Source organism: Cytobacillus spongiae (assembly GCF_021390075.1).
Genome location: NZ_CP089998.1, coordinates 248,645 through 267,433 on the forward strand (window position 1 = coordinate 248,645; position 18,789 = coordinate 267,433).

Annotated in this window: 15 protein-coding genes; 9 read left to right on the top strand and 6 right to left on the bottom strand. The window is 40.5% G+C overall.

Annotated features, from left to right (window positions below; all coding sequences use genetic code 11):
• Positions 1–55 precede the first annotated feature (55 nt).
• The 3 genes from LS684_RS21725 to LS684_RS21735 all read left to right on the top strand — a co-directional run bounded on the left by LS684_RS21725 (position 56) and on the right by LS684_RS21735 (position 2,620).
• The gene (locus LS684_RS21725; protein ID WP_233811879.1) at positions 56–1,075 is read left to right on the top strand and encodes a serine hydrolase domain-containing protein; all 1,020 of its coding nucleotides are present in this window, start codon (positions 56–58) and stop codon (positions 1,073–1,075) included.
• Positions 1,072–2,028: a GNAT family N-acetyltransferase gene (locus LS684_RS21730; RefSeq protein WP_233811880.1), complete on the top strand. Its 957-nt coding sequence runs from the start codon at positions 1,072–1,074 to the stop codon at positions 2,026–2,028. Before LS684_RS21725 ends, LS684_RS21730 begins: the two co-directional genes overlap by 4 nt.
• A 103-nt stretch (positions 2,029–2,131) precedes the next feature.
• The gene (locus LS684_RS21735; protein ID WP_225003138.1) at positions 2,132–2,620 is read left to right on the top strand and encodes a GyrI-like domain-containing protein; all 489 of its coding nucleotides are present in this window, start codon (positions 2,132–2,134) and stop codon (positions 2,618–2,620) included.
• Between the two features lie 50 nt (positions 2,621–2,670).
• On the opposite strand, the gene LS684_RS21740 is transcribed toward LS684_RS21735, so the two are convergent.
• Positions 2,671–3,288 carry an acetate uptake transporter gene (locus LS684_RS21740; RefSeq protein ID WP_205832404.1) on the bottom strand — a complete coding sequence of 206 codons (618 nt, stop codon included), beginning with the start codon at positions 3,286–3,288 and terminating at the stop codon, positions 2,671–2,673.
• Positions 3,289–4,028: 740 nt separating this feature from the next.
• Here LS684_RS21740 and LS684_RS21745 point away from each other — a divergent pair.
• From LS684_RS21745 to LS684_RS21765, 5 genes are all read left to right on the top strand, one after another.
• On the top strand, positions 4,029–7,193 hold the full coding sequence (locus LS684_RS21745) for a DEAD/DEAH box helicase (RefSeq protein WP_349293141.1): 3,165 nt from the start codon (positions 4,029–4,031) through the stop codon (positions 7,191–7,193).
• Between the two features lie 148 nt (positions 7,194–7,341).
• Positions 7,342–7,962, top strand: coding sequence for a TetR/AcrR family transcriptional regulator (locus LS684_RS21750; protein WP_169215803.1), 621 nt, complete (start codon positions 7,342–7,344; stop codon positions 7,960–7,962).
• Positions 7,963–7,994: 32 nt separating this feature from the next.
• Entirely contained in the window at positions 7,995–8,879 is an 885-nt protein-coding gene (locus LS684_RS21755; RefSeq protein WP_233811881.1) for an ABC transporter ATP-binding protein, read from the top strand.
• Between the two features lie 6 nt (positions 8,880–8,885).
• Positions 8,886–9,677 carry an ABC transporter permease subunit gene (locus tag LS684_RS21760; protein WP_225003141.1) on the top strand — a complete coding sequence of 264 codons (792 nt, stop codon included), beginning with the start codon at positions 8,886–8,888 and terminating at the stop codon, positions 9,675–9,677.
• 15 nt (positions 9,678–9,692) lie between these two features.
• Positions 9,693–10,490 (top strand): ABC transporter permease subunit, encoded by a 798-nt coding sequence (locus tag LS684_RS21765; RefSeq protein WP_233811882.1) that lies wholly within the window; start codon positions 9,693–9,695, stop codon positions 10,488–10,490.
• Positions 10,491–10,541: 51 nt separating this feature from the next.
• Here LS684_RS21765 and LS684_RS21770 read toward each other — a convergent pair whose 3' ends face one another.
• The 4 genes from LS684_RS21770 to LS684_RS21785 form a co-directional block, all read right to left on the bottom strand.
• Positions 10,542–11,036, bottom strand: a complete 495-nt coding sequence (locus LS684_RS21770; RefSeq protein WP_233811883.1) for a DinB family protein — start codon at positions 11,034–11,036, stop codon at positions 10,542–10,544.
• Between the two features lie 127 nt (positions 11,037–11,163).
• Positions 11,164–12,624, bottom strand: a complete 1,461-nt coding sequence (locus LS684_RS21775) for an MDR family MFS transporter (RefSeq protein WP_233811884.1) — start codon at positions 12,622–12,624, stop codon at positions 11,164–11,166.
• A 105-nt stretch (positions 12,625–12,729) separates the two neighbouring features.
• On the bottom strand, positions 12,730–13,197 hold the full coding sequence (locus LS684_RS21780) for a GNAT family N-acetyltransferase (protein ID WP_169215797.1): 468 nt from the start codon (positions 13,195–13,197) through the stop codon (positions 12,730–12,732).
• A gap of 98 nt (positions 13,198–13,295) precedes the next feature.
• Positions 13,296–16,355 (bottom strand): efflux RND transporter permease subunit, encoded by a 3,060-nt coding sequence (locus tag LS684_RS21785; RefSeq protein ID WP_225003146.1) that lies wholly within the window; start codon positions 16,353–16,355, stop codon positions 13,296–13,298.
• 213 nt (positions 16,356–16,568) lie between these two features.
• Between LS684_RS21785 and LS684_RS21790 the strand changes: the two genes are divergently transcribed.
• A complete protein-coding gene (locus LS684_RS21790) occupies positions 16,569–17,453 on the top strand; it encodes a TetR/AcrR family transcriptional regulator (RefSeq protein ID WP_169215795.1) in 885 nt (294 codons plus the stop codon).
• A gap of 212 nt (positions 17,454–17,665) precedes the next feature.
• Here the strand turns inward: LS684_RS21790 and LS684_RS21795 are convergent, their stop codons facing one another.
• Positions 17,666–18,301, bottom strand: coding sequence for a glycosyltransferase (locus tag LS684_RS21795; protein ID WP_233811885.1), 636 nt, complete (start codon positions 18,299–18,301; stop codon positions 17,666–17,668).
• Between the last annotated feature and the right edge of the window lie 488 nt (positions 18,302–18,789).

Consider the following 18,789-nt stretch of genomic DNA (forward strand, 5'->3'; position numbering starts at 1 on the left):
TACCTGAAACTGCGTTTGAATGATGTAATCCACTAAGGTTAGGATGATGGTTTAAATGAACCTCAATACAATGATTCACAATCATGCTGAACATAATCGTTTTTCAGGGTCGGTTGTGATAAAAGAGAAGGAATCTGTTCTCGTGAACTCTTCATATGGTCTCGCTGACCGTAGTAATCGCAGGCCAAATTTGATTGATACCCGATTTGGCATTGCATCAGGCTGCAAGTTATTTACTGCTGTAGCCATCTGCCAGCTTGTAGAGAAGCAATGGATATCTTTCCATACTTCTATGAAAGAGTGTCTGCCTTACTCTTTCCCCCATTTCGATGATTCTATTACCATTCATCACTTACTTACCCATACATCCGGCATTCCGGACTACTTTGATGAAGAAGTGATGGATGATTTCGAAGAATTATGGAAACAGACTCCTATGTATTTAATGACCAGGGGAGAAGATTTCCTACCATTCTTTCAAAATGAACATATGAAGTTTCTTCCAGGTGAGAGATTTCATTATAATAATGCCGGATACATCTTATTGGGATTGATCATCGAGAAGCTGTCGGGATTGACGGTACAAGAGTATATTGAAAGGCATATATTTAGAACTGGGATGATGAATGCTTCCGGGTATTTTCGTTTAGATCGTCTACCTGAGAATACAGCATACGGATATATTGATGAACCAGACCATGCATGGAGAACCAACTTCTACTCCATTCCAATACAGGGAGGAGCTGACGGCGGGGCATATGTTACAGGGCCGGATATGGTCCAATTCTGGGAAGCTTTCAAGTCAAATAAACTTCTAAGCGAAGAGAATACAAGACGGATGACTAGTCCCCATGTCAAAGTGAGAGAAGGAGTATATTATGGCTACGGCATGTGGCTCAACCCTCCGAATAAACATCAAGTGATGGGATATGATCCTGGTGTGAGTTTTCATGCAGCACATTACCCTGAAAGAGATATTAAAGTGGCTGTTCTATCGAATAAGAGCTCAGGTGCATTCGATCTCATTAAATTAATTGAAAACTATTTCACTGGATCAGGAGGAGAACAGCAATGAGTCTGGTTAAGATACAAATGGCTGATATAGACGATGCAGCCATCCTGACGGATATAAAAAAGAACGTTTTTGATGCAGAAAAGGTTAAATGGCTTTCAGACCAAGAGGATGTGGTAGATTATAACATTCAGCCTCCGGGTTACGACTGTATTGAAACGGGAAAATACATGATAAGGGAATTGAATTACTATAAGGTACTTTATGATGGAGAAATGGTCGGAGGATTGATTGTGACAGTCGTCGGAAAGCGCCATGGAAGGGTGGACCGGATTTTTATTGAACCACGCCATCAAGGAAAAGGAATCGGTACTGAAGTGATGAAATTAATGGAAGGTGAGTTTCCGAAGGTGAAGACTTGGGAACTTGAAACTTCCAGTCGCCAGGTAAATAATCATCAATTTTATGAAAAGGCAGGGTACAGGAAGGTTTTCCAATCAGAAGATGAGTTCTGCTATGAGAAGAAAAAGCCTGAAGAGGAAGGGACCGGGGATGAGATCAGTAAACTCACTATTCTCGGTGATACTTTGAAAGATGTCGACCTCTCTGAAATACAGGTAGAACACAGTAAAATGGTGAAAACGGATTTTTACGCTATTGATGGAAGTCACTCCTCATTCAGCAACAGTAATTTAAGCCGGACACATTTCAGCAATTGTAATCTCAGTCATGCAAGATTTCAAAATATCAATCTTCAACATACGTTGATTGCTGACCTCAATTTGAGTCACAGTGAATTTGTCCACGTGACGCTGGGAGGGGTACATATTCATGATACAACCCTCGGTGTTGGGGATGAACCGATGAAATTTGAGCGCTGCGAGCTAAAGGGGAGCAGGTTTCAAAACTGCAATATGACAAATGTTGAATTATCGGATTGTGACCTTAGAGGAATGAAGATCAATGGGATATTGGTGAAGGATCTCCTTGAAGCATACACTCAGGTGAAGAGATAGACACGGTGTTGAGACACCGATCCGGTTCGTCAATCATCTTCCATACATTCATGGGTAAGGAAATAGAATGAAAGATTCGTGTTGAGTAGAGAGGAGAAAAAGCATGGAGATACTGCAATTTGAACTGGTGGATTTACCGGCCTACAGGGCAATAGGGCTAACGTGGGAAGGTCCTTATACGGAAGTCCCGGAGCTTAAACGCCTGATTGAAAAGATGAGTCAGAGGATAGGGGAGCTTAAAGGTGCCCTCAAACCAGAATTGCAACTTGGCTTATCTTATCATGTTAGGCCAGACGGTTTCTTACATTATTCTGTTTATGAGGTGAAGAGCGATCAGATAGTTCCGAAAGACATGATTGAAATCAATATACCTGCTATGACCTATTTTAAGACTCATCACAGAAAAGGAGAAAATATTGGACATACCTATCACCACATATATCAATGGTTTAAAGACAGTGACTATAAACCATATCGTGATCCCGATGTCAAATATTTTGATGATCTTCCCATCAAGCATGAAAGATATCCCTTCGATAGGGATTTAGAAGATCCACATTTTGATATTCTGATTCCTGTTGTAAAAAAATGATAAAGATAGAAAGAGATCGTTGAGTTTTTCAACGATCTCTTTCACATGTTTTATTTAAAAATCCCAAAAGGCTTTCCAACGGGAAGTGCTTCTTTCCCAAAGTGAGTATTCAGAACACTCGCAGCGGAACCGTAAAAACTAAACAGTGCAATGAACAATTCAGAGAGTGCTGCTAATTTGTGCATAGGCTCAGGTGCAATCCCTAATGTTGAAAGGGAAAGACCGATAAATAAGAAATCGATCAGGACAAAAATGATGAATAAGACCTTATGCGTTTCCATGGCCCCTACTGTCATGAAAATACTGAAAATCAGATACCCGATATACGCAATCCCAAGCTGCTGCGGATCGACTGCTGAAGCTGCTGCTTCTCCAAATGCTCCGAATGAAATCAACCAGGATGTTCCCACCCCCAGCCAAAATAAACCGAATGCACCGAAAGCCGTCATTCCAAACGTGTTGTTGTGCTTGGCATCCCCAAAGCTTGCAATCAATTGAGCGATACCTCCCAAGAATATTGCCCATGGTAATACGAATGATACACCGTCTGTCCATCCAAGTTTGGCTGATGACGCAACAAGGGTGACCATAGCTAGTCCGAATAGACCAAGGGCGGAAGGGTCTGCTGTCGCTATTTGAACCCGTTGAGTGGTTTGTGTTTGATTCATGATGATACCTCCTAATAAACATACTTGACTAATTTACATAAAAAAGTCGCGGTATGCAATAGAAAATATCATGTAAGCGAAATTTTCATAAATTGTAATATGGAACGTTAAAGTAGTGTGTAATGATGGTATATATTTATTGGGAGAAATGCGCGATTTTGTCTTAAAAATGAAAAAATATTCCTCGATATAATGGAAGTACGAAGTTATCAAAAATCTTGCCGAGATGTGAATATCCCCGTGAACTTTTAAAAAAAGCATGAACCTTCTCATACTCTTCTCTGTAGTCAATCTGAAAACCCGTAGCATCTCTAGAAGTGCTACGGGTTTTGGATTCTCCCAACAAAAAACGCATGAAATGAGTTATTCCAACATAGATATCAGAGGGGGAAAAATTTTTCTCCAAATAAGTAGTCATCTGAGAGGGGTGTAAGAGGTGGAGAATTACTTTATATTCATGCTCATATTTCAAGCAGGGAGTTTCATTATTTCACTATTGAATCATATCGAAAAGTAAACTGTAAAAGCACCTTTTCCGTACTATGACTGGCCTCGTAGTGCGGATTTTTTTCTTTATGATTCTCTTTCCATTTATTCTATGCGGCTCAAACCGTAAATATACGTTTCTATTAATATAGTATTTGATCATACATGTTTCTTAATCATCACTTTGTTGTTATCATAAAGATGAAAAAGTTCGATCGGAGCTTTATACAGTTTCAAGGAAGGGAACCATACACTTGAAAGCCATAAATCAGAAATTTATAAAAAATCGATGCGGTACCGTTTCATACAAAAGTGGTCTAGCCTATTATCAATCAAATAAAGTAACGATTACTGAATATAGTGTCAATTACTGTGAAGCGGCTGTTATGGGGGAAGATGAATTTAATGTGACCATATCAGAAGTGAACAACGGTGACATCAGATCAGAATGCAGCTGTCCGAAACTTGCTTCCTACAATAAAGAATGTCAACATATCGCTGCAGTCCTGATTGCCCTTGAGCATAAACAGCGTGCAGGGGATAGACAAGGGGAAGAGGACACCGAAGACTTCTTTACTCTCTTCGAAGATGAAAGAAAGCGGACGACTGGTCGGCAAAGACACTTTGAAGACCGAGAGACCATTAGGGTCGACATTTGGATTCACACTATACATGTTCCAAGCGGTTCAGAGATGATAGGGATAGAATTGTCATTAGATTCAATAAAGATAAAGAATATCAGGGCTTTCCTGAATAGCTTGCAAGGGGGCACTGTATTCCCCGTTTCCGACTCATTTACCTTTGACCAGAAACGTCATTGCTTTGACAATGTGACAGATGTTGTTCTTCATCACCTGGTAAAAGTGTCAGTTGATGAGAGCTTGTTCTTCACCACAAATGAAAGTAACCCCGGTCGGATGTTGATTCCTCCGTCATCCTGGGACCGGCTGCTGCCGTTATTACTTAAAGCACCCAACGTCAAGGTGCAACAGGCAAATACTATTTTTGGAGAATTTCAACAAAAAGAGCTACCACTACCATTGGAATTTTCTTTTGGACAAGCTCAAGATGATGGGTACCGATTATACATTTCTGGATTAAGAACCCTGGTCATATTAAGTGACTATCAAACGGTTATTCATAAAGGAACTTTCACCTTATTAGATTCAGATGATTGCAAACGTCTGGTTGAATTAAAAAGGCTTCTGTTCATTTCAGGAGAAGACTTCATACCCATTCCACAGGAGCGGATAGGATTTTTTCTTGAGAAGGTTGCTACTGGATTGAAAAAGCTCGGGAATGTACAGCTATCAAAACAGCTTTCTCACAAAATGGGAGGTTCACCCCTCATTGCAAAATTGTATCTTGACCGGGTAAAGAACCGTTTGCTGGCTGGTGTCGAGTTTCATTATGGCCAGGTGGTTATCCATCCATTGGAGAATAGGGAGCCACCTTCAGGTTCCTTGATCATTAGAGAAACCGAGAAGGAAGATACAATCCTTGAATTAATGGAGGAATTCTCATTCGGTAGAACGGAAGGGGGCTATTTCTTACATAACGGGGATTTAGAGTATGAATTTTTAACCTACGGAGTACCCAAAATAGGAGGGCTGACTCAAATCTATGCTACTACGGCAGTAAGAAGTCGTGTATTCAAGGGTTATAATCTGCCTGCTATCCGGGTCAAGGTAAAGAAGGAAAGGATGAATTGGCTGGAATTCAAGTTCGAAATGAATGGAATCCCCGACAGGCAAGTCATGGAAATCCTTGAGGCGTTGGAAGAAAAGCGTAAATATTATCGGATGAAAAACGGATCACTCCTGTCCCTCGAGTCCAATGAATTCCAGGACCTTCAGCGTTTTCTGATTTCTTCCAAAGCGGAAAAGCATGATCTACTCAAGGGACTTGAACTGCCATTGAATCAGAATCTTCATCTCCTTGATACAGTGGATGAAAATCATACATTCAAATTGGATGCATCCTTTCATGAGCTTCTGGAACATTTACGGTATCCTGAAAAAATGACGTTTACTACACCGAGTACTCTTGAACCTCTTCTTAGAGAATATCAAAAAAAAGGATTTCAATGGATGAAGACATTGGCTTTTTATGGATTCGGAGGGGTTTTAGCTGACGACATGGGACTTGGGAAGACGATTCAGGCCATAACATTCATTGCTTCTGTAGTTGAGGAGATCAGATGTAAGAAACGTCCGGTTCTCATCGTTTGCCCTTCTTCCCTCACGTACAATTGGGACAATGAAATCGAGAAGTTTTATCCTGAGTTGAATACCATCATAATGGATGGGAACCGGCAAGAAAGAATGAAAAAACAGGAAGGACTAGAGGATAAAGATATTATCATTGTGTCTTATCCTTTACTTCGCAGTGATAGTCGATGGTATGAGGAGCAAGAATTTCATACCGTTATCTTCGATGAAGCACAAGCATTCAAAAACCCTCTAACGCAAACAGCCAGGAGTGTAAAGAAAATTGATGCAAATCATCGTTTCGCTCTGACCGGAACGCCTGTTGAGAACTCCTTGGAAGAGCTATGGGCGATTTTTCATGTCGTTTTCCCGACTTTATTCCAGGGTTTAAAAGATTATAGCCGGCTTACGAATAAAGATGTGGCTAAACGGATTCGGCCATTCGTCTTACGGAGGCTGAAAGAGGATGTATTATCAGAGCTTCCTCAGAAAAGGACAATAACCGAATCAAAAGAAATGCTGCCCGAGCAGAAAGAAGTGTATGCGGCCTATTTAGCAAAGCTGCGTCATGATACATTAAAACATTTGGACAAACATACGTTAAGGAAAAACAAAATCAAAATTCTCGCAGGTTTGACTAGATTGAGACAGATTTGCTGTCACCCTTCATTATTTGTAGAAGGGTATAAAGGAACATCTGCTAAATTCATACAGCTGATGGAGATACTGGAGGAATCCAGACTGTCAGGGAGAAAGGTTCTGATCTTTTCACAATTTACGACAATGCTTGAATTGATCGGCAGAGAGCTTTCTTTAAGGGGACGTACCTTTTTCTATTTAAATGGGTCTACTCCCTCTGAGGACCGGCTCAACATGTGTAATCGATTTAATCAAGGCGATGGAGATTTGTTTCTCATTTCATTAAAGGCAGGTGGGACGGGGCTCAACCTGACCAGTGCCGATACGGTCATCCTGTATGATACATGGTGGAATCCTGCAGTGGAAGAACAAGCCTCCGACCGTGCCCATCGCATGGGACAGAAAAACAATGTACAAGTCATTAAGCTCATCGCCTCCGGAACCATTGAAGAAAAAATGAACGAACTTCAGGATAAAAAAAGAAATCTTATTCAAGAGGTGATTGATCACGATGAACAAGGGACATCTCACATGACAGAAGAGGATCTTAAAGAAATATTATCATTATAACTCACCAACGAAAAGGCGTGCTTTTTATGACAAAAAGTATGCCTTTTCATTATATAACAATAATATTGACCAGTGTGGTCAAAATAGTTACAATGGTATTGACCAGAACGGTCAAAGGGTAGTCCTTTTGAAGGAGGAAAAAAGCAAAGTGTTTAAAACGTTAAACATCGATCCTGAGAAGGAAGAAAGAATCATTAATGCAGCTACGCAGGTTTTTGCGAAAAATGGCTATCAAAATGCATCCACTAACGCAATTGTGAAGGAGGCAAAAATATCGAAAGGTATTCTATTCCATTATTTTAAAAGTAAAAAAGATCTGTATGTTTCTCTATATGTACATCTGACGGATTTATTCACCGAGAAAATTTATGAGCGAATGGATTGGAATGAACGGGATCTATTCATTTTGATTCGGGCGGTGACGATGATAAAATTTGACCTCTTCTCCGTTTATCCTCATCTCATTCATTTTCTTTCCAGTGCATCACTTGAAGAAGCACCAGAAGTGAAAGATGACATAGAGAAGGTGAAATCCAAAATAGTGGATGACAGTTTTGCAAAATTATTCTCTAATGTCGATACGACGAAATTCAAAGATGGAATCGACGTGAAAAGGGCGATTCAAGTTATTTACTGGACATTTGAGGGGATTGCCAATCAGCAACAGCAAAAAGTCAAAACGATCTCGGTTGAGGAAATAGATCAGGAAGAAGTGATTGCTGAAATAGATTCCTACATTGAATTATTAAAGGCTGCTTTCTATAAATAAAAATGGGAATAGGAAAAGGGAGGAAGAGGTCCATGAATGTAATTGAAATAAATGGCTTAACAAAAATGTACGGAAAGTCGAGAGGGATTACGGACATTCATTTCCATGTGGAAGAGGGTGAAATTTTTGGTTTTATCGGGCCAAACGGTGCCGGGAAATCGACGACGATTAGAACGTTGTTATCTCTCATTCACCCTACAAGCGGCAGTGCTAAGATTTTCGGGAAGGACTGCATAGAGTTTGCTCCCGAAATCGCAAAGGAGGTCGGATATCTCCCGTCTGAAGTATTCTATTATGACAATATGAAGGTAATGGATCTTCTAAAATATTCCGCCAGTTTTTATAATAAAGATTGTATGAAGAGAATAAAAGAGTTAGCTGAAATGTTGAACCTGGATTTAACGAAGAAAATTGATGACCTTTCCCTTGGTAACAAAAAAAAGGTCGGAATCATTCAAGGATTGCTTCATGAACCGAAGCTGATTATCCTTGATGAGCCGACCTCTGGACTGGATCCTCTAATGCAGCAGAAATTCTTTGAATTGCTTCAAGCTGAAAATAAAAAAGGTGCGACAATCCTATTTTCATCACACATTTTAGGAGAGGTGCAGCGTTTATGTGACCGGGTGGCCATCATTAAAGAAGGAAAAATTGTTCAGGTTGAAAAGATCAGCACTCTGAAAGAAAACAATCATAAAAAATTCAAGCTGGAAGTGAGAAGTGACGTTGAGCGCTCTTATTTTGAACTTGAAGGTGTCAGTAAACTTGAAGTAGAAGATCATCACGTCAGTTTCTTGTTCAGAGGGGATATTAATACCGTCATGAAAAGAATCGCTGAAATAGAACTATCGAATCTTTGGATCGAGGAGCCTGATTTAGAGGAAATATTCATGCACTATTACGAAAAGGAGGCTTGATCCTCTATGAATATATTTCTATATGAGCTGAAGGCTTACCGTAAATCTTCGCTTATTTGGACAGGAGCATTAGTCGGTCTTGTGATCCTTTTTATGTCGATGTTTCCTTCCATCTCACAAGAAATCGATGAATTTAAAAAACTACTTGAAGGATTCCCTGAAGGAGTAAGAAAAGCATTAGGAATCCAGGTAGACAGTATAGGATCCCTAAATGGCTATTATTCTTACATTTTTTTGTACATTACACTATGCGGTTCGGTTCAGGCAATGAATCTTGGAATCTCCATTACTTCAAAGGAGATTCGGGAAAAGACGGCTGATTTCCTTTTAACCAAACCTATAACCAGAGCAAAGGTTCTCTTTTTTAAGTTAGTTGCAGCCATCACAACATTACTTTGTACAAATATCGTTTATCTGATTGCTTCATTAATGGTGGCAAATATCGTCAATCTAAAAGAATTCAGTCTGAAAGTCTTCCTGTTGATTTCCCTTACACTTTTGTTTACCCAACTGATCATGTTTGCGATTGGAACCATTCTAGCTGTGGTGTTCTCAAAAGTGAAGTCAGTCATTTCATTATCTCTTGGTGTTGTGTTCACCTTCTTTCTCATCGGGATGGTCGCTGCCACTGAGGAGGCCGGTCGCTATTTTACTCCCTTTAAGTATTTTGATTATACCTACATTATGCATCATGAAAAATATGAATGGACATATATGATTCTCGGCATTTTCTTAATAGTGATATCTCTCATTGCAAGCTTTATCATTTATAACAAAAAAGATATTCATTCTGCTTAGAAGGAGGGGAAAAGGATGAATATATATTGGAGGGAAATGAAGGCGCATCGCAAATCGTTCATCATTTGGTCCATAGGGATGATAGCGCTGATCGGCTCAGGCATGGGGAAATTTGCAGGATTTAATTCGTCTGGTCAAACCATGAATGAGCTAATGGAACAAATGCCAAAATCACTGCAGGCATTTCTAGGTGTCGGAAGTCTTGACTTGTCGACAGCGACTGGATTTTATGGAGTGCTCTATATTTATATCCTGTTACTGGCAACTATTCATGCTGTCATCTTGGGAGCTACCATTATATCAAAGGAAGAGCGTGACAAAACCGTCGAATTTCTATTTGTTAAACCCGTGAATAGAAATCATATCATTGGGGTAAAACTTATGGCGGCCTTCACCCAAATCGTGATTTTAACAGGTATTACATGGATTTCTACTCTGCTCATGGTGGGGCATTATAGTGAAGATCCTTCAATTGGGGGGGATATAGGGTTCACCATGTTAGCCATGTTTATCTTGCAAATCCTCTTTGTACTGATTGGTACATCGATTGCAGCATCGACAAAAAAACCAGGGAAAGCATCATCCGCAGCAACAGGCGTCTTATTGGTGACATTCATCGTTTCCTTTGCCATTGAACTAAGTGAAAAATGGAACGGTTTGAAATTTCTCACACCATTCAAGTATTTTGAAGCAAAGAGTTTGCTGGCAGGTGAAGGCTTGGATATGTTGTATGTTACGATTTCCATTGTATTGATAACAATATTGGGTGTCATGACGTTTCTGTTCTATAATAAGCGGGATTTGAATGTGTAGGATAAGTTGTAAAAGGATCTGCTTCAACGTGAAGCAGATCCTTTTCATAACCTAAAGGGACTTCTTCATCTCCTCAATCTGCCCCAAATGTCTTTTTTCGTGATACCCGATGAAAGGTACCCATTCATCAAGTCGTATCAGACCGAAAACAGGGTGTGGATACGCTTTTTTCTGTAATAATTCTTTATTCGTATGGTTAAGAAATTTCAATAGATTTTTTCGAGATGATTCCAATTTTGCCGTCACTTCATGAAGAGTCTGGAATTCTTTAGTAGGGGTGACAAAAGGTGGAGCATCTACTTTTGTAGATCGATCAAGCGTGTAGTGAATCGGCTTTGAAGGTACATCCTGCTCTTCTCCATTACTCAAGGTTGTTTTCATCGCTTTTGTCAACGATGTTTCCATCAGATATAAATGTTCTAACACCTGGATGATTGTCCACCTGCTGTTTTTGAATCTCGTGTTGCATTCTTCATCTGTTAATCCATGCACACTATTCAATACGTCAGAACGAATGGCTTCAATCAATTCAATCTCTTTCTCCATACAAGTTCCTCCTCACAGTAGCCTCAATCTTCATATTACTTCAATTTGAAGAGGGGCGTACAGTCATAACCTTAGTTGGTTGAAATAAAAAAAGCTCAGGAGATCTGAGCTTTTTTTGATGTGACCTTTATTCATTTTCATGTACAACCTTTTCCTGATCTTGACTCTCATCATAATCCGGGGCAACAGCTTTCCGTATGAATAAAGAAATAACGAAAGCGACTGCTGCCAAGGTAAGAGCGAACCAATAGGCATGGTGTACCCCATAGGTCATGGCTTCGTTCATCACTACATCTTTTACTTCATTCGAATGGCTCTCTATATAGGCCGCCTGCCCTTGCGTCATGATGCTGACAAAAATGGAAACTCCCAGTGCGCCTGCCACAGGCTGAAGGGTGTTGGCAATGGCTGTTCCGTGAGGGTATAAATGTTTAGGAAGTTCATTTAACCCGTTCGTCTGCGCTGGCATCATAATCGCTGAAATGGACAGCATGAGAATCATATAGAAAAAGACGAATAACCATATCGGTGTTGTAGGATCGATCGTACTGAAGAAAATCATGACACCTACCAGGGTCAGTGTACCAGGGATGATCAACTTCCTTGGGCCATACTTATCAAATAGTGACCCCATGGTTGGAGACATCAGACCATTTAGGAGTGCCCCAGGAAGTAGCAATAACCCGGCTGCTTTAGCTGAGTATCCCATTGGTCCTTGTAAATACATGGGCATGACGATTTCAGATGCAAACATGGCCATGATGACAATGACGAAGATTGATACACCCCTTGTGTAGCTTTTATATCGAAAAACGCGTACATCGAGTAGTGGTTCTTTAAGCTTTAACTGGCGTACGACAAATAGGATCAAACTCGTAACGGCGAGTGAAATGATCACGATGATCTTTAAGGATGTAAACCCTTCAGATTCTTCTCCTGCAGAACTAAAACCGTATACGATGCCTCCTATCCCACATGAAGAAAGAACAATGGATATGATATCTACGCCGGGACGAGTGATTTCGCCAACATTTTGTAAGTGTTTAAGTGCAAATAGGATCGAAAATACGGTAAACGGAATGACAGTTATGAATAGCCATCTCCATCCTAAAAAGTCGACAATCACACCGGACAAAGTAGGTCCAATGGCGGGTGCGAACATAATGACCAATCCGAAAGTACCCATAATTTTCCCTCTCACCTCTGGCCGGTAAATGAGTAAGAGAGCGTTCATGATGACTGGAATCAAAAGTCCTGTCCCAACCGCTTGTATCATACGACCGGCAAGTAACATCGGGAAGCTAAAGGCACCTGCGGCAATCACCGTCCCGAGAAGGAATATACTCATCACACCGATAAACATTTGACGGGTCGTGAACCATTGAATAAGCAGGGCCGATATCGGCATAAGAACACCCATAACAAGCATGAAGCCTGTAGCCAACCACTGTACAGTAGGTGCATCGACATTAAAAACAGTCATGAGTTCAGTAAGGGCAATATTTAATAATGTTTCATTTAATATGGCAAAAAAAGCTCCGATCATAAACGTAATGAGGATTGCTTTTGAGTTTATTTCAGGTGACATATCGATCCTCCAATAAAGATTAAAATCGTACAATTACCATCTTGCTCGATTTGAAATCATATCACAAGGGAAATATTCCGTTTTTAAAGCTGCAAACTAACTTCATTATAGGAATGACCAAACATTTCTTTTTTTAAACCAAATCCATTTTGAATCAAAACTATCACGGAGACTCTCATCTTCTTTAAAGCCTGCACCTATATAACAGTGTATGGCAATCAAGTTTTCAGGAACAACCCGCATATAAATCCAGGGAAAAGGGAAGCATCTGCTTTCTTCTTCCAGTTTCTCAATTAACTGTTTTCCGATCCCTTTATTACGGTAATGTGGGTGGACAATGAGGTGGGCGAGTTCCAGGTCCCTTTCCTCCTCATCCACCCAGATTTCACCATAAGCAAGCGGTTGATCATCTATCTGTAAAATATACCCATGTTGATCTTCAGCATCCAACCATTTCTCGTAGATTTCAGTGGAGAAAAGTTCCTTACCAGTAGTCAGCAAACTGACTGTAGGATCATTCAGCCAATCTTGTAGAAGCCGTTCATCTCTTTTTTCTGCTTTTCTCAACTTCAATTCACTTACCTCCGTCAAAGTGTCCTGATCATATCGTTTCCATTATAACAGTGAAAAAGGAAAAGAGGGGGTCACAAGGACACCCCTCAAGTATATTTTTATACTTCAAGCTTTCTTCTTCTGAAACGATGGAAGACAAGATACAGCATAGGTACTATGATCAGTGTTAATATGGCTGAGAATAAAATGCCTGAAATAATGGTGACCGCAAGGGGTGTGAATAGAGCATCACCGCTGACTGCAACTGGTATTAAAGCCACAATTGACGTCAAGGCAGTCAGTAGGATGGGGCGAATACGGGTGCGCCCTGATTCCACTACTGCTTCTTTCACGTTCATTCCATTTTTCAAGCCTTGTTCAATAAACTCGATTAAAACCACAGAATTTCTTACGACGATACCGGTTAGAGATACCATGCCCATTACAGCCAGGAAGCTGATTGGGGTTTGTGTTACAAACAGCCCAAGAATCGCACCTGCGATCGCGAGATATACCGCGACAAGAACTAAGAAAGGAAGTGATAAAGAATTAAATTGAAGGGCAATGACTAAATACACAAGGAAGATAACGATCGTAAATAAGATTGTAATTTCCGAGAAAAAGTCATTTTGAGCTTCATTTTCACCACCAAGAGTGATGGAGTAATTATTGTTGTCAAGATTTTTTCTAACATCTTTCACAATCCCCTCAACGCTGGCTTTGTAGTCCTCCTCATCGCCAGGGAATGCTCGAATTGTAATGGCACGCTCACCATCTATGTGTGGGATAAGTTGCAGTTCTTCTTTCTCCTCTTTTGTAACGAGCTCATCCAGGGATACAAGCTTAGGTGGACCATCAGAATTACCTGAAACAGAAGGAATTTCAAGAGAGGAGAGGTCAACCTCTTTTTCATACCCTTCCAATCGTAACGTCATTTCACGTTTCGTGACCCCATTATCAAAGGCTTTCATCGGTATTCCTTCTGTAGCCAATCGCAGTTGTTGGCTAATCTGGTTGATCGTGATTCCATTATCCTGCAGCAGCTCGCGGTTAGGTACAAACTCGACTGTCGGTTCCATTTCTCCAACATTATCAACGACAAGATCCGTATCTAACTTTTCAACTTCGGATGTAATCGTATCGCGGAGTTCGATTAACGTCTCCATTTCAGGACCGGAAACTGTAACCGTGACCGGAGCCCCGGCAGGAGGACCTTGCTGGATCGTTTCCATGAAGATCTTGGCATCAGGATATTCTGTTCTTAATTTATCCGTCCACTCATCAATCAATCCTTGGGCCGTCTGGTTTTCACGATCTACCCTGGCGACCAGTTGTCCGGTATGTTCGCCTGAATTGGATAGGGAGCTGTTAAATAAGCCAGGTAGTCCAGTACCTGCAAACGCTGTTGTTTCATAAACTCCTTCATCTTTTTTCAGGAGTTCTTCCATATCTGCCAGGGTTTCCGCTGTCTCCTCGATGGTGGTACCGATTGGCAATGTCACATCCACCGTCACTTCTTCTCTGTCAGCGGAAGGGAAGAATTCGAAAGGTGTAAGTGCCACAAGACCAAAGATGGCAGTGGTGAATACAAGTCCTATAGCGGATACAACAAAAGGTCTTTTTGAAAACTTTTTCAGTACGCTGTCAGCATAGAAATCTGACAGTTTGTTCAATGGCTTTCCCAGTAAACCAGGAGCATCGGAAATCTTTTTCGTTGTTTTACTGTAAAGAAGGTATCTCATGATTGGAACAAAAATCAGTGCAACCAAAGTAGATGCGATGATTGTTGTGATCAATACAGCAGGCAATGCCCTGATAAATGCTCCGTTCCCTCCCGATAAGAAAACGAGGGGAAGAAAGGTGAATACAATGGCAAGAGAAGATGTCACAATGGATATCCAAATCTCTTTTATTCCATTGACGGCCCCCAACAGCGCCCCGTCACCAAGCTTATAACGGCGTTGGATATTGTCATTCACAACAATTGAATCATCCACCAGGATACCGAGGGCAATGATGGCACCGATGACTGAAATCTGATTCAGGTCCACTCCAGAAAATGGTAGAGGGATGAGTCCCAATAGAACGGAGATGGGAACAGCCAATGCCACAACAAAAGCACCAGATACCGTCAGCCCGAGAGCTGTCGTTAGAATGACTGCGACAACAGAAATGGCAAGGGACATAAACAACCCATCAAATATGTCTGTCACGATCGATGCCTGAGAGTAATATGGTTCTAATGTCACATCTTGAGGCAGGGAGCCTGCCAAATCTTTCACTTTCTCATTTACTCTCTCATCAACAGTAGGAATGTCTTCTCCTGATTGAACATACGCTGTGAACGAAATGGATGGTTTCCCTTCGAATGTAACGACATCTTTCATTTCCTTAGGAGCCGTCTTAACGTTTGCAATATCCTTCAAAAAGACTGATTCTCCTTGAAGGTTCTTCCCTACAAAAATTTCGTTCATTTCTTCGAGACTTGAAAAGTGATCGACCGTTAATTGAACGACTTCATTATCAACCTCTTGTTTACCTAAAGGGGTTGGGTAAAATTCATCGTTTATGGCATTCATGACAGAGGAAGGATTAAGCGCTGAAGCTTTTAATTCATCCTGTTTTAATTCAATGACAATTTCTTCCTCGGGTAATCCCTTCACCGTTACACTGGAAACACCAGCAATGTCCTCCACTTCTTTCTCCCAACGGCTCATTTCTTCCCGTAGAGTGAGAAGGGATTCCCGGTTGTCGCTTGTCAGATGATAAGAGACGATGGGCATTTTCACCGTGGATTCGTTAATCTCGGGATCAAATACTTCGTCTGGAAAAGAAGTGGAGGCATCGGAAACCGCTTGTCGCACATCTCCAAACACTTCTTTTTTGTTTTCTCCATCTTTAACCTCTACAATAATAGTAGAGAAACCGGCTGCAGATGAGGAACTGATTTCTTTTATCCCATCAATGGACTGTAAGGAGGATTCAATGGGGTTGGTTACCGTCCTCTCAACAGAATCAACGGTTGCACCAGGATATACGGTGCTGACCGTTCCAATGTTTACAGTCGTTTCTGGGATTTCTCTCTGAGGTAACTGAAAAAAGGTGAAAATCCCGATAATTACAAATAGCAAGACAAAAATCAGGGTAATCTTTGAACGATTTAATATCGCCTTTAACATGGATTCATTCCTCCTTGATAAGAATTTGACTGATGGGTCATGAAGACATCGCTAAATATGAATGAATGCTGATATGACAGTCATTTATTCAATTGACTCACTAGTCATTTTACCTGTATATTTTCTTTAGTCAAGAAATAATGCTCTTCTAAGTTTTTCTCATTAGGTTAGAATGACAATATGAATTTTTCTCTGGATGTAGAGGTGTGAATAATGGATAAACGTAATTCAATTCTTGAATCTGCCGTGGATTTATTTGCAGAATATGGATACAATCAGACATCCATGCAGCAAATTGCAGAAAGTGTGGGTATCTCAAAGGGGTCCCTGTACTCATTTTTTCAATCGAAAGAAGATTTAATCATATCAATTTATGAACATTATCAGCAGCTTGTCTTTGAACGGGCTTTCGTCGTCGGTCTTGATGCGGGACTTCCCCCTTTGGAACGTTTTGCAAAGCAGTTTCAAGTCCAGTTTGAAGGGATACTCGAATATAAGTCTTATATGAAAATGCACATGCGGGGAGAAACGGTGAAGAACAGTGAGAAATTGGCTTCCATGGAGCACCGTATGAGAGGACGGTTATTCAGTTGGCTCGAGCATAATCTGTTGGATCTTTTCGGATCAGATATCAGTCCATATAAATGGGATCTCATGTGGATGACACAGTCCATTTACTCCTCTTATATGATGCTTTTGATTTCACATGATGAGCTTTTGGATCCAGCCATACTTGGGAAGCATGTAGTCAGGCAGATTACTCTCCTGGCAGAAGACTTTCTTGACGGGAAAAGCACACCTTTACTGGATGATGTGATGATGAAATCATTTTCAGTCAGCATGGATAGGGAAGGGGCTTTCATCTCATTCGAAAAGCGGGAAGAAGCATGGAAAGAATTATACAATTCAATTAAAGGATTGGAAGAAGATCGTGCCCAATACTATTTGAAGATTGCAAATCGTATATCTGAGGAATATCGTCAATCAGCCCCTGACGAATTAATCATCAAAGGATTATTCCGATTGATGGTGGAAGAAGATCGTCTTAAAAACGAAGCAAACACTTTACAGTCACATCTACTGCCTGAGAATGCATAAGGAATGAAACGGTTCTTCTCTTCAGTATCAGTCAGACATTCCAGGATCAAAGAATAGAAGGTGACAATGCAGTCAGCCTTAACCACGTGCATTTTTGGAATGCCCGTGTGCAGTTATATACTTGAGTATAAAAGGGCTAAACAATCGCAGTGTTTAGGTAGATGATTTAGCTTGGTCAGAATCAACTTTAAATTGATTCTGACCAGGGCGTGTTAAAACTTTTCTGGAAACTGCTTCGCAATACAAGCAGATAGGGTATCAGACAACTGAATAATATGACTCTTCCCGTTATCAAAGCTGTTAATATGTGCTTTCCAGTCTTTGTTAATTCGAGCGACCGCTTCATCCGTCACGAATTGTAAATGCATATATAAAAGATCTTTTAACGCCTTTTCTGACCAGTAAGGATTTGCTTTTGATAAGAATCCTGCAATATCATCTGCATTTCGATACCATTCTTTATTTAACTTCTTCACATTTGCTTGCTTTCCATTTTTAGCAGCATCAACGATTTTGCCTGCTAACACAATATGCTCTGTCAATAAATCGGCTAGTTTATTACCTGCTTCCTCGCCATAATAAGGTTTGATTGCGTTTCCGATGTCCTTCTGATTTTGAAGTAATCTTGAAAGAACCACGTCCTGATCCTCTAATCCATCTACAGCGCTGATCATGTACTGACGTGTATAGATCACATGATCATTCCATAATATCCTCATTTCTTCCTTTGCTTTCATACGGGAACCCGTTATGCACTCAGATTGTTTTGCTTCAGCAATAGGACTTAGCATAGAAAAGGAAGTCAGTGATATCATAAGGATGACAAGAAGTACACCAAGTTTTTTCATTAAGTCTCCTCCACTCATATAGTTTTCTCCTTGTATTATGACCTTCTTTTTCCCTTTCACCCACAGTGAAGGCAGTTGGTATAAAGTGTTAATTCCTAAAGAAGGGGCGGAACTCAACATTCTAATCACTGATCATCAATATGTAAAAAAAAGGCTGTCCAATTTTAGGGAAAAATCGTTGCTTGTCCACACCATCCGGTCATATTTGACATACAGTGTTCTATGGAGGTGATTCATTGCAAGAAGGAAAAGAACATCTTTGTATCTGTCGATTAAAACTCTGCCAAGCTTAACTTGAGAGCGCTATGTAAGTTGCAGCATCTGGATTTACTCTTTCTATCCTTGTTGAGTCAGTGAACAATGGTTATAAGATCAACAGTCCATACTGAAATATTGAAGCGGGTACAGTATGGAACTCCGTCGGTAAATGAAAAATATAAAGAAAAAGACAAATTACGCCCCATAAGAAAATCACCTTCATTTATATA